Source organism: Paenibacillus sp. GM2 (genome assembly GCF_900069005.2).
GTDB lineage: Bacteria > Bacillota > Bacilli > Paenibacillales > Paenibacillaceae > Fontibacillus.
Map to the genome: position 1 here is coordinate 75948 of NZ_LN831275.1, position 12331 is coordinate 88278.

Annotated in this window: 12 protein-coding genes and 1 riboswitch; of the genes, 2 read left to right on the forward strand and 10 right to left on the reverse strand. The window is 47.9% G+C overall.

The window, feature by feature from the left end; translation table 11 throughout:
- Nucleotides 1-154: 154 nt before the first annotated feature.
- Nucleotides 155-256, reverse strand: a riboswitch (purine riboswitch).
- 293 nt (nucleotides 257-549) lie between these two features.
- From spoIIP to BN1360_RS02150, 7 genes are all read right to left on the reverse strand, one after another.
- Complete coding sequence (spoIIP, locus tag BN1360_RS02120) at nucleotides 550-1998, reverse strand: stage II sporulation protein P (protein ID WP_068778263.1); 1449 nt, start codon at nucleotides 1996-1998, stop codon at nucleotides 550-552.
- A gap of 1280 nt (nucleotides 1999-3278) precedes the next feature.
- A complete protein-coding gene (locus BN1360_RS02125; protein ID WP_068778264.1) occupies nucleotides 3279-3713 on the reverse strand; it encodes a universal stress protein in 435 nt (144 codons plus the stop codon).
- Between the two features lie 86 nt (nucleotides 3714-3799).
- The gene (locus BN1360_RS02130; protein ID WP_068778265.1) at nucleotides 3800-4063 is read right to left on the reverse strand and encodes a DUF1294 domain-containing protein; all 264 of its coding nucleotides are present in this window, start codon (nucleotides 4061-4063) and stop codon (nucleotides 3800-3802) included.
- A 110-nt stretch (nucleotides 4064-4173) separates the two neighbouring features.
- The gene (locus BN1360_RS02135) at nucleotides 4174-4311 is read right to left on the reverse strand and encodes a hypothetical protein (RefSeq protein ID WP_179015804.1); all 138 of its coding nucleotides are present in this window, start codon (nucleotides 4309-4311) and stop codon (nucleotides 4174-4176) included.
- 57 nt (nucleotides 4312-4368) lie between these two features.
- Complete coding sequence (locus BN1360_RS02140) at nucleotides 4369-6489, reverse strand: DNA topoisomerase III (protein WP_068778326.1); 2121 nt, start codon at nucleotides 6487-6489, stop codon at nucleotides 4369-4371.
- A 76-nt stretch (nucleotides 6490-6565) separates the two neighbouring features.
- A complete protein-coding gene (locus BN1360_RS02145; protein WP_068778266.1) occupies nucleotides 6566-6976 on the reverse strand; it encodes a DUF4183 domain-containing protein in 411 nt (136 codons plus the stop codon).
- A 194-nt stretch (nucleotides 6977-7170) separates the two neighbouring features.
- Nucleotides 7171-7746 (reverse strand): hypothetical protein, encoded by a 576-nt coding sequence (locus BN1360_RS02150; RefSeq protein WP_068778267.1) that lies wholly within the window; start codon nucleotides 7744-7746, stop codon nucleotides 7171-7173.
- Between the two features lie 417 nt (nucleotides 7747-8163).
- Between BN1360_RS02150 and BN1360_RS02155 the strand changes: the two genes are divergently transcribed.
- A complete protein-coding gene (locus BN1360_RS02155) occupies nucleotides 8164-8379 on the forward strand; it encodes a hypothetical protein (protein WP_068778268.1) in 216 nt (71 codons plus the stop codon).
- A 116-nt stretch (nucleotides 8380-8495) separates the two neighbouring features.
- Here BN1360_RS02155 and BN1360_RS02160 read toward each other — a convergent pair whose 3' ends face one another.
- The 3 genes from BN1360_RS02160 to BN1360_RS02170 form a co-directional block, all read right to left on the reverse strand.
- Complete coding sequence (locus tag BN1360_RS02160) at nucleotides 8496-8864, reverse strand: hypothetical protein (protein WP_068778269.1); 369 nt, start codon at nucleotides 8862-8864, stop codon at nucleotides 8496-8498.
- Nucleotides 8865-8987: 123 nt separating this feature from the next.
- The gene (locus tag BN1360_RS02165) at nucleotides 8988-9914 is read right to left on the reverse strand and encodes a DMT family transporter (protein WP_068778270.1); all 927 of its coding nucleotides are present in this window, start codon (nucleotides 9912-9914) and stop codon (nucleotides 8988-8990) included.
- 132 nt (nucleotides 9915-10046) lie between these two features.
- Nucleotides 10047-10844 (reverse strand): sulfite exporter TauE/SafE family protein, encoded by a 798-nt coding sequence (locus BN1360_RS02170; RefSeq protein ID WP_420707866.1) that lies wholly within the window; start codon nucleotides 10842-10844, stop codon nucleotides 10047-10049.
- 458 nt (nucleotides 10845-11302) lie between these two features.
- On the opposite strand from BN1360_RS02170, the gene BN1360_RS02175 reads away from it, so the two are divergent.
- Nucleotides 11303-12139, forward strand: coding sequence for a sulfurtransferase (locus tag BN1360_RS02175; RefSeq protein ID WP_068778271.1), 837 nt, complete (start codon nucleotides 11303-11305; stop codon nucleotides 12137-12139).
- Nucleotides 12140-12331: the final 192 nt, after the last annotated feature.

The window sequence follows — 12331 nt, forward strand, 5'->3', positions numbered from 1 at the left end:
AGGCTGCGCCACACCGTGGACGGCTCCCACCCCGGGCCTCGTCCAATCTTCATTAACCCATGCACACCGCTCGTCAAACAATTCAATAGACTCATTCTGCAGCACATGCATGTCGTTGTTCCAATGATCCGTAAGGAGAATGGTATGACCTATCCTAAATGACGTATTCACTCGTAGTCCGACTATTTAAGGTAATCAGGTAGAGACTCCCGGGCCATATTCCCAAGGTTATACGAGCGATTATTCCACAAAATTCTATTAGAAAAAGCGGGTTCAACAAAACAGATAATGTGAACATTCTATGAGCAAATGACCTGCTCTCTATGACTAGTTTAACAATCCCTGCTGGCCTGTGTCAACTAAAACACGAACAATATAAAAATGTTATAAATTAATGTTCGTTTTTAACCCATGCACTTATTGCCAACCCATTCCTAAAGCCTTATATCATCGTAAATTTACATAAATTCTGTATTTATAACAAGAGACCGTCCTCAGTAATAAACTGTTGTACAGGACGGTCTCTGCTTTTCTGATTATATATAATAATTATTCCTTGGAATGATAGTATTGTGAAAACACATCCGCCAAAGCTTCAGCGGCACGCTGGCTTTCCTGGAACGTATTATTGGCTCCCCCGATCTCGATCAGGATGCTGCCTGGGGATACCGATTGATTGTATTCGCCATTACCTTGCTTTGCAGTCTTCAGCAGCACGCCCCGGGACAAGCCGGGATAATTCTGCTTCAATAGCTCATTCAGCGCATCGGCAAACTGCTTGTTCTTCGCATAGTTGTTATGATTCGTTCCAATCACGAATAAAATGCGCGCATAAGACTCCCCGTTAATCGAAGCTGTTGTCGTCTGCTTCGGTACATCGCTGTCACGATGAATATCGAGGAAATAAGTCAATGAAGGATTCGTCTTCAGCGCTGTATTGATCGCTCTGCGCGATTCCTCATATGATTTGGAATAGCTGAGCCTCTGCTCCTCCAGTCGTCTTGCTATATCAATGTTATTAACGAACGTCGGCACACCTTTCTCCTGTAACACTTCACCTAGATATCTGCCAACCATCGCAATATTCATATCACGGTCATCTACCGAAGAACCCTTCACATTACGGGCCACACTTCGCCACGATTCCCGATTATGAGAGGAATAGATGAATACTTGATTCTCATAATTCACTTCAGCATTTGACTGTCCCGCAGGATCCTGTGCGCCGTTGGCGGAATCAATCTGTACCACCCAACCTGCGATATAGGCCATGCCCCCATCCTGCAATGCGACCTTGTACCAATCTCCATCACTCTCTACGATCGTATAAGATTCGCCAGGCTGCGCCTTGCCAACGATCTCGAAATCCATGCCAGGTCCGACACGCAGATTCGTCACATCAACAATTTTAACGACGGAAGCACCTTGATCGCCTGCATCAGATTCCCCGTTCGCTGCTTGATCGGGTTTATTTTGCTCCACAGATTGAGGCTTCTCCTCTTGACTACTCTGGAACTTATCCTGCTCCTGCTTAACGACCTTGGTCTCACCTTGGGTGGCTTTGGTGTCATTCTTAACAACCTTGGTCTCACCCTGGGTGGCTTTGGTGTCATTCTTAACGGTTCCTTTGTTCCCGTCTTGTACATACTCGATATAATCGCTGTGTACCCAGCCATTCGATTTCGCCAGCTTAATCTTGATCCATTTTCCCTGCTTATCCAGCACCTGATATATATTCTGCTTGCCGATCATCTGGATCACCGCTGCCTTCAGGTTAGGCTCTGTGCGCACATTCAGACGTTCCACCGTACTTCTGGCATATTCAACCTTCTTAACATGATCACTTGCCTTGGTATTGGTATCTTGCTTCTTCACAGTCTTGACCTCAGCAGCGCTCCCTTTGGCCGCATGAGCCTGACCTGGAGCATATAGACTATTAACACTTCCTAGTAAAAGAACGACACATACAGCAACTCTCCACATTTTGAAACGAGGCAAAATCATTTCTCTCCCAACATCGATAGTCTTGCTCTATTATTTCGACATAGATAGATGAAACCCTCCCCTATTCGCCGAAATGATCGGGACGGATTACTAGATTGCGAGGGTCGGTTCTACTCTAACGGAAATACAGTCCTCTATATGGCGAAAAAAGCCCCGGTTGCAAATCTAACGGAACTGGGGGGCGTTAATCGACTATAATTGGACCAAATTCCCGCTCATTTTGCCAAATAAGGTACCGTATTTCCGTTAGAATTCGCAGCAGCGGTCATTTTGGGCTAATAGCAGCTCTGATTTCCGTTAAAATGGGCAACGGACGCATTCTGCTTTAATAGCGGCTCTGATTACTAGATTGCAAGGGACGGTCCTACTCTAACGGAAATACAGACCTCTATATGGCGAAAAAAGCCCTGTTTGCAAATCTAACGGAACTGGGGGGCGTTAATCGACTATAATTGGACCAAATTCCCACTCATTGTGCCAAATAAGGTACCGTATTTCCGTTAGAATTTGCAGCAGCGGTCATTTGGGGCTAATAGCAGCTCTGATTCCGTTAAAATGGGCAACGGACACATTCTGCTTTAATAGCGGCTCTGATTACTAGATTGCAAGGGACGGTCCCACTCTAACGGAAATGCAGACCTCTATATGGCGAAAAAAGCCCCGGTTGCAAATCTAACGGAACTGGGGGGCGTTAATCGACTATAATTGGACCAAATTCCCGCTCATTTTGCCAAATAAGGTACCGTATTTCCGTTAGAATTCGCAGCAGCGCCATTCTGTTCAAATAACGGCTCTGATTTCCGTTAGAGAATATGCGGACTCACGAACTTTCGGACTCATCAGGCTTGCTGACTTGCAACTTATGAACTTATGAACTTATGGATTTATGGATTTATGGATTTATGGACCTACGAACTTGCGGACTCGCGAAATTACTAACCTACGAACTTACGAACTTACGAACTTACGAACTTACGAACTTACGAACTTACAAACCTACGAACTTACGAACTTACGAGCTTGTATACTTACAGACTTGTGGACTTACGGACTTACGGACTTACGAACCTACAAACTCGCGAACCTACGTACCCACGTACCTACAGACTTACAGCCAGGATCGCACGCGAATTTGATTTTTTGATTGTCACTGCTTGCTATTCTAAAAGCAAAGCAATGGCCGCATATCACGCAAGCCACATTTTACACAAATAAGGGCCAGCTCTTAGCAATCTTCCTTACTAAGAGCTGGCCCTTGTCTTAAGCTTTATTTTTTATTTTACGACCAGAACCGGGATTCTGGAATGCTGGACGACATTGTGGCTGACGCTGCCAAGCACGAACTCGCGTATGCCGCCAAGACCGCGGCTGCCGATTACGATCAGATCGTTATGATTCTTCTTCGTATAATCAAGTATGACCTCAGCTGGCGCACCTTGCATCAATTGAACGGTAGCATTAACCCCTGCCTCTTCCAGGCGCTTCTTCGCTTCCTCCACCGTCTTCTCTGCAAGCTCATAGAACTCCTCATTCACAGAAGCAGGCACGGGAGCGAAGCCGTCTGCTACGTAGAACCGAGGGAAATCAAACACATGGAGCACTTCAAGCGTCGTATCCGGGTTCAATTTTGCCAATTCAATCGCTTTGTCTAACGCTTTGGTACCCGCTTTGGATCCATCGTATGCTGCTACTATTTTGGAGAATAACATAACAAGCACCTCTCTCATCTAAGTATTAATACGATTAACCGTCAACTAGCCAATAGTACGATAGAATTTAATGCGCCAATCATAAATCAGGTTAGAAAATAACCATACAACACTGCGTTCAAAAGGAGTAACAGCGGAATCCCGATCCGGAAGCTCATATGCTTGGTCTTATGGCGTTTCGTATTCATAGCGATCAATACGCCTAACGCTCCGCCGATAAAGGCCAGCAGAAACAGCGTCTTCTCGGGGATTCTTTCCTTCCTCTGCCTTGCGCGCCGCTTATCGTCGGACATGACCAGATAGGCCACTAAATTAATAAAAATCAGCCAGATGACCAGGCCCATTCTCATGCCGATTGCTCCCTTCGAATTCGAGATAGAATTAACTCTATCTAATTATATTATAACGCCAATTCCCGCAATTAAAAAGCTCCCCGCAAAGGGGAGCTTCAATGCAGCAGCTAGGATTCCTGCTTCGGAATCTTGTTCAAGCTGGATGGCTTGCCCGCCTGCTTCTTAGGCTGCAGCTCATCGGCGGCTTCCATAATACTTGACTTGTTCTGCTGATTTTTAATTTTTTGCGCTTTATTATGCGGCATATGCATACCACCTCCAGGCATAGCATCCCGGGATGACCCATGATTTATGCATAACGCTTACTGATTCTTCTTTTCCATCGCCGCCTTGAGCAGCTCTCCCAGATTATTGCCGGCCGGCTCCTGCTTCGCATATTGCTTGACCAGCTTCTGCTGCTCCCGCTTATTGATATGCTTCGAATCCTTATTTATTACTTCCGTTATTCCGCAGGAGAGACACTGTACATATAGCCCCGCCTTGCCTTCCTTAAGCTCCATCTTCTTATGACATTGTGGGCAACGGCGATTGGACAATCTCTTCTCTCCGGAGCGTTTATAGCCGCAATCTTCATTCGGACAGATTAACAGCAGCCCCCGCTTCGTCTTCTTCTCCAACAATCTTGTCCCGCAATCCGGGCAATGGCTGTTCGAGACATTATGCGGCTTATAGGATGCCTCACTGTTCTTAACGCCCTTCACCAGGCTCTGCGCCATCTCGCGGATACCGCCCAGGAACGGTCCCGGTTTGCCTTGTCCGCGAGCGATCCGCTCGAGCTCCGCTTCCCAGCGCGCCGTCAGATCAGGGCTGCGCAAATCCGCCGGAGCCAGCTCAATCAATTGTTTCCCCTTGCCGGTTGGATGCAGCAAATTCCCCTGTCGCTCGATCGTATCCGAATTCACCAATTTCTCGATAATATCGGCGCGTGTCGCCGGTGTGCCAAGACCATGCTTCTCCATCTGCGTCAGGAGGGCTGCCTCGGTATAACGCTTTGGCGGCTGAGTACGTCCACTCTGAATTATGCAGCGCTTAACAGTGACGGCTTCCCCTTCCTTCAGCTCCGGAAGCGCGGCTCCGCTCTCCAGATCATCCTCGTCTTCCTCTCCGTCAAGAAGCGCCTCATCATAAGCGGCTCGCCAGCCGCTCTCCTTCATGGTAATACCCTTGGCATGCAAGGTCTCCCCGGCTACATCGATCTCTACGGCGACATTGTCATAGCGGGCAGGCGGATAAAATAAGCTGATGAACCTGCGCACGATCAGATCGTACAATCTGCGTTCCTCAGAGCTAAGGGCGTTCAGCAGCACGGTCTGCTCTGTCGGAATAATCGCATGGTGATCCGTGACCTTGCTATCATCAACAATCCGCTTCGACAAAGGCAGCGGTTTGCGAAGCAACGGCCGGGCTATCGCCGCATAAGGCCCGATGGCGACACTGATCAGTCTTTCTTTTAACGTATCAGCCATGTCTGAGGACAGATAACGTGAGTCCGTGCGTGGATAGGTAACCAGCTTATGCTGCTCATACAAGCGCTGCAATACATTGGATGTCTGTTTCGCCGAGAATCCGAGCATCCGGTTCGCATCCCGCTGCAGCTCCGTCAGATCATAAGCCAGCGGATGAGGGACATGCTTTTCCGTCTTTTTCAGCTTGACGATTTTACCGGTGCGTCCGCTTAGTTTATTTTGCAGGCTTTGTACTTTATCATTTTCGAAAATACGGGAATCGCCATTACTCCCCCGCCAAGTCGCTTCAAAATTGCCTAGGTCGGCGCGCAGAACGCTGTATTCCTCGGAACGGAACTTGAGGATCTCGTTCTCACGCTGCATGATCATCCCGAGCGTAGGAGTCTGTACACGCCCGGCCGACAAAGGCGAGCCAAATTTACAAGTCAAAGCTCTCGTGACATTCAAGCCGACCATCCAATCCGCCTCTGCACGACAGCGGGCCGAATGATACAACCGTTCGAACTGACTTCCCGGCTTGAGCGATGCGAACCCTTCCTTGATCGCCTTGTCCGTCTGCGACGATATCCACAACCGCTTGAACGGCTTGTTCCACTTCGCCATATCCATGATCCATCTCGCCAGCAGTTCTCCCTCGCGCGCCGCGTCGGTGGCGATGATCAGCTCCTCAATATCCTGCCTGCGCATAAGCTGCTGAACAGCCTTATACTGATGGCTGCTCTCTCTGAGCACTTTCAGCTTCATTTTGTCAGGGAGAATCGGCAGGTCCTCCAGCGACCAGTTGCTAAATTTTTTATCATAATCCTCAGGCTCAGCCAGTCCAACCAAATGGCCCAGCGCCCAAGTAACCACATACTTGCTTCCTTCAAAATGGCTCTTATGCTTCTCACGGCTGCCCATCACCCGCGCGATTTCACGCGCAACCGACGGTTTCTCCGCTAATACCAAAGTTTTCATATTGTAAAAGATGCACTCCCTTCCTCCCTCCATTATAGCATCTCATCCTGCCGGAATATAAATTCCCCTACCCTTTTTAATAATAGATAGACGTGGATACGGACAACCCGTTCGTGGAATTCGAGGTTGAGGAGGAATCGAGAACTACAACCTCCACAACAACGCTGGCACCAATCACCAATGCAGTGTTAATCGTTAAATTTGCCGCAGAGAGAGTACTCATGCCGCCCCGCTGCAGGACACCGTTCACATATAAATTGAAATATCCGTTCTCCGGCGGAACAACCAGTCCATTTGCAGGAACCGAGTTGCCTCCATCATCAGTGAAGCTGCTCGCCTGTACAACAGTCGTGCTTCCGATAATATTCCCCAGTACAATTCCTGCACTATAGCGATATACGGTTGGTATCGTATTCGTCGCCGTAGTGACGGTAACACCACCGCTGACAGTGCTCTGCGCCTGCAAATTCATTTTAATAACTGACATATGCTTTTCCCTCCTGCCATCTTCTGTAAATCTCCTTATTTTCGGAAAATTACTATAAAATATGATTGAATAACGTGCTTGGTTTGGACTTACGGTAAATTCATGCTTATTCCCGAGCAAAAACAGAAGACTCCTACACTAACATAGGAGTCTTCTCCGGATGGGTCACCTTGCCCGACTATTCCGGCCGTTATTTACTTCTCGAATTCAAGAAATAACAGATTCTGATACACATGTTTACTGAAAGGAAATTTGAAGCTTAAGCCAAAGCCAGTAGAATCGATACGAACTGCCTTCAATGCCGAAGACCTTACCGTGCTGCGGATGAGTGCAACTGCCAGCGGTTTATTATGACAACGAATGGCCCGGGCAAGTCGATCCGCGAAGGATCGCTGGCAAGCCAACCTGCAATAAAGAGGCAGGATTGCCCGTGTCACGGCACGGTGGGCAGCGGTCTCGAACTTGAATCGCGCGGTTCCTGGCGGGATCGTTACACCATTCGAATAGCTTGATTTGTGAATCGCAAATGAAATAAAATATCCGATCGCATTGGTTCCTAGTCCGTGTCTGCCCAACACAGGGGATACTTTGCGCAACAGCTTTGTCAGCGCATGAAGATCAGCCGAGACGACAGCCCTGCTCCAGGCGGCCGCGTATTTTCGATTACAGGCTATCGCTTCGTAGAAAGGCAGCATCTGACGTGCAATTCGCTGCAATACTGCTCCTGTCGGGGCGTGAACAGGCCGTCGCCTGCCCCTATGCTTCACCATTACATCATCTCCCTATAGTCCGATTTGGATCACGAAGTCGTTCAGAACTAACTCGACATCGAATCTTGAGTTCACCCGGGCCTAAAGCGGATAATTGCGAGATCATGTTTCCTACGGAAACACCTCAAATGCTCACGTACCCACTACAGCCGTTCGCTCCTCGCTCCCCAGTTTCATGCAACTGTAGCGTTTTGAACCAACGCACATCAGGAGCAAACCTCGGTGCTGAAAACCGGACTTTTCTAGACTGCTATATTGTATGGAAATGCCTATAAAATGGACTGGGCTCATTGCATTTAGTATGGGATTACATGCTAAATACCCTGGGCTGGACAACAGCCTATTCTGATTGCTATGCTATTTCAAGTGCTGCAGACCAGAGTATTCATTCAGGAGAGAAGAAGGAGAACGGGGATTATGCCGATAAATAGACGCCTTAACACGGATCAGGACTTCCAGGATGCGCTGGACCGCCAGCTGCGGATTCGCGTATTTCACAATAGTCATATGGTTGAGAGCGGAGCGATCATCGTCCGCTTTACCGAGGATAAGATTATTACTCAGACCAGCGTTAGCGATCTCACCTATCATTCGCGTCAAGAATGCGAGTTTTTTGAATTAAAGAAGTCATAGCGGCGGCGTAAGCCTGCGATTTGCTTTATGTAAAAAATCAGACGTCCTGGCAGGAAAAAATCCCGCCTGGACCGCCTGATGATAAGGTGTTAGCCTGTTAGCTTTTTGCTATTAAATTAAATCAATCTATAGCCAGCGGGGAGAGTGCCGCTGCTGCGGATATCGCGAATTTGCTGCAAGGTCAGACGCTGATTGGTCGATATAATCGATTCAACGTCATTCCCTGAGATCAAATCATCCAAATCGGCAATACTGCGATTGCCACGATACACACGGAAATTGCCTCTGAACCGCGTCCTAGTAAACAACACCAGAGTTGCGTTGCTGCTCGTAGAGAAAAAGCGCAGACTCTCGATCCCATCAAGGATGTTATCCGTATTACGGATGCCCAAATTTCCTGTATAAACTCGGCTGGCTCCCCGGAAGTTCTCTTCGCTGTAAACTGTTAACCTCGGATAAGTTTGCGATACATGTACTTGTTTCATGCTGATGCTCCCTTCTCTTTTTGCTAATCTATCTTATTAAGAGAAAGAAGCATTGGTATAAACCAATCCCCCGCAATCTGCAAAATGATGCAAATGAATTAGGGGATATGCATCGTATCATAACTAAGCCGCCGTCCCCGGATCCGCATGGTTCGTGAGATCAGACACCGGCTCGTCCTTCCCGAACCGAATGAATATCGCCACACCGCACAAAATAACGAATCCAGCCCCCAGCTGAAGGAAGCCAAGTCTCTCTTTCAGCAATAACCAGGCCAGCAAAGAGGCAAAAACCGGCTCCCCCAATACAGCCATGGACACAGCAGCCGCACTGATATATTTCATCAGCCAGTTGAACAGATAATGGCCGAATAAGGTCGGCACTACAGCCAGCAGGAGGAAAATTCCCCATTCTCTCGGCGCATAACCCGTAAATGGAATATGACGAACCAGGTTATACCCTGCCAGAAAAGTCGCCGCGATGGCAAAAACCCAGAAATTATACACATAAGCACTCAAGCTCTTAAGTAAGTGCTTGCCGATCAGCATATGTACGGCTACCGCGACTGTTCCCAGAAGAGATAAAATATCCCCGCGAATCGCCTTCTCCGATAGCTGGAAATCCCCAATGCCTATAGCCAGTGAGCCGATAAGAGCGAGGCCGAGACCGATCAGCATGGCCCGGTTGATCCGGGCACCAAACAGAAAAAATGATCCGAACATCACGATAATCGGTTCTAAAGTTAGAATCACCGTTGAACTGGCTACGGTTGTCAGCTGCAAGGACCCCATCCACAACAGAAAATGCAGCCCTAGCATAAGTCCCGACGAGAGCAGCGTGAGCCATTGCCTGGAAGTCAACCGGAGCAATTCTTTACGATACTTCCATAGCAAAGAAAGCATTAGCAGATTTGTAAGATACAATCTGTACATCGCAATAATAGATACCTCAGCGGTAGACCAGCGCACAAAAATAGAAGAGAACGATATCGCTATGATCCCGATGATATAGAGTACTTCATATGACACAGATGATTTAACCCTGGAGTACATTTTAGCTTCCCTCGATCCAATAATATGTATATTTTACATGTCGGCACACCGCATTAAGCGGATACCTATCCTGATCCCAGCAATGGATCTTAGTACGGCTTTCAGTCCGCCCCTTCGCTGGTCATACCCTGTTCACGCAATAATGCCCCACCAGATTTTAATGGCGGTTGCGGCGATTAGCACAGCTAATGCAACCCGAAGGTATTTTACATTCAAGTAACGACTGACATGAGCGCCGATCGGGGCTCCAATAACACTGCCGAATATCGTAAACGCCGTGGGCAGCAGCGGAATCCCTCCGCCGATGAGTTTGCCGGTTACACCGCCAATTGCCGAAATAAATACGATAGCCAGTGAAGAGGCTACCGTAACACGGATAGGGAGCTTCAGCACGGTCAGCATAATCGGAATTAAGATGAACGAGCCGCCTGCTCCTACTATCCCGGATACGATCCCGACCAAGAGAGCTGCAACCGCAGACGTAACCTGGTTATAGGAAATGGCCCGGAGGTCCGTATCTTCCCTGCTGCCCCGATTCGGCACCATCATCATCACAGCCGCCAGCACGGCCAGCACGCCGTATATGATATTAATCGTCTCGCTTGGTAAATATTTAGAGCTAACACTGCCTGCCAAGCTGCCGATCAAGATACTGATCCCCATATTGCTGATAAGCCCTCTATGCATCAACGGCTTTTCATTCCTGCTCTGCTTCTTATAGGCCAAGACACCCGCCATAGACGAGAAGAATACCTGAAACATGCTGATTTCTGACACTTCTTTTGGGGTAAAGTTACCTACATGGAGTAGATCAGGAATATACAGCAGCAGCGGATAATTAATAATCGCCCCACCGATACCCAGCAAGCCGGAAAAAAATGAACCTATCAGGCCAATCAGAAACATAATGAAATATCCTGCTGTGTCCACGTATGTATACCTCCCAAGCTGCTCATAATATTTTGCACAAACGATATACGAACGAACCATGATGCGCTATAATAAACAAAACCAAGTAAATCAATGGGATAAATGTAGACGGAGGTGTTGTTGACATGCTTAGCAAACTCAAGTCCTTATTTCAGGACCGCTGTCCGGATTGTAATGAAAAGCTTCATGTCAAATCGGACTCACTTCGCTGCATCAAAAGTTGTCCCAACCAACATTATACCGAAGAGACATACTGTCACTTAAATATTCGCATCGTGTACCGCGATTAAATCCCGGTTCATTTTAACACTCTGCGTCCTAATGATACCGCCTCTTGTTTATTATGTACAGCATACTTCGTACGGCTAATTGCTTATGCGGCCCGGTTATTTTTTCTCTAATACAAACGGTGTATACTGGCATTATCATTATTTCTAAGAAGGCGGTGTTTTTCTATTATGAGCATTACAGTAAGCAAAGCTTGGGTGTTGGCACGAATGTATGAGCCCGATGTAACGATCGTGGATTGCCGCTTTGAATTAGGGCAGCCTGACGCAGGGCGGAAAGCTTATGAAGAAGAGCATATTCCCGGCGCAGTCTACCTGGATCTTGAACAGGATCTCTCCTCTCCAATAAGCGAGCATGGCGGTCGCCATCCGCTTCCTGAACCGGAACAGCTAAGCAAAACTCTGGCCAAAATTGGCATTACGCCTGAAACGCGGGTTATCGCCTATGACGACCAAGGCGGAATGTACGCCTCCCGATTATGGTGGCTGCTAAGTTATTTAGGACATAAGCAGGCCCATGTTATGAACGAGGGCTTCACGGCCTGGAAGAATGCCGATTTTCCGGTAACTGCTGATCAGCCGATCCGCGTGCCGGCAAGCTACACCTATAGCCTGCATCCCGAATTACTTGCCAGTATAGATGAGGTGCGCAGCGCGGCTGGAAATAGCGAGGTCATTCTCATTGATTCGCGTGATCCGCGCCGTTATCAAGGGTTAGAGGAAACGATGGATAAAGCGGCCGGTCATATTCCGGGAGCGAAAAATAAGTTCTGGAAGCTGCTCATCGAACAGGACGGAAAATGGCTGGCTTCCGATCAGCTGGCGGAGCATTACAAGGAATTTCCCGCTGACAAGGAAATTATCGTCTACTGCGGTTCGGGCGTCTCGGCTTGTCCGAATTTCATTGGACTGAAGGAAGCCGGGTACGAGAAGGTAAAGCTCTATGCGGGAAGCTGGAGCGACTGGGTTAGCTATGAGGAGAATCCGATCGCGACGGGTGAGGAATAGAGCCAATAGAGGTTAACAGAGTATTTCAAATAAGATTCAAGCTGAACAGACGAAGGCTGTAACGGGTCAGGAACAAAGGACCTGTTGCAGCCTCTTTTATTTTTTATTTAACCACTTGCAGACAAGAGGGAACGTAAACTTCACAATATTTGAGAGACATAGAGCAGTTTATTAGAAGAATAATGCCAGGTG

Coding starts and splice junctions, on each gene's coding strand:
- BN1360_RS02125 (WP_068778264.1), bottom strand. CDS start 3,713: ATGTTATTCTCCAAAATAGTAGCAGCATACGATGGATCCAAAGCGGGT.
- BN1360_RS02130 (WP_068778265.1), bottom strand. CDS start 4,063: ATGAGAATGGGCCTGGTCATCTGGCTGATTTTTATTAATTTAGTGGCC.
- BN1360_RS02135 (WP_179015804.1), bottom strand. CDS start 4,311: ATGCCGCATAATAAAGCGCAAAAAATTAAAAATCAGCAGAACAAGTCA.
- BN1360_RS02140 (WP_068778326.1), bottom strand. CDS start 6,489: ATGAAAACTTTGGTATTAGCGGAGAAACCGTCGGTTGCGCGTGAAATC.
- BN1360_RS02145 (WP_068778266.1), bottom strand. CDS start 6,976: ATGTCAGTTATTAAAATGAATTTGCAGGCGCAGAGCACTGTCAGCGGT.
- BN1360_RS02150 (WP_068778267.1), bottom strand. CDS start 7,746: ATGGTGAAGCATAGGGGCAGGCGACGGCCTGTTCACGCCCCGACAGGA.
- BN1360_RS02155 (WP_068778268.1), top strand. CDS start 8,164: ATGCCGATAAATAGACGCCTTAACACGGATCAGGACTTCCAGGATGCG.
- BN1360_RS02160 (WP_068778269.1), bottom strand. CDS start 8,864: ATGAAACAAGTACATGTATCGCAAACTTATCCGAGGTTAACAGTTTAC.
- BN1360_RS02165 (WP_068778270.1), bottom strand. CDS start 9,914: ATGTACTCCAGGGTTAAATCATCTGTGTCATATGAAGTACTCTATATC.
- BN1360_RS02175 (WP_068778271.1), top strand. CDS start 11,303: ATGAGCATTACAGTAAGCAAAGCTTGGGTGTTGGCACGAATGTATGAG.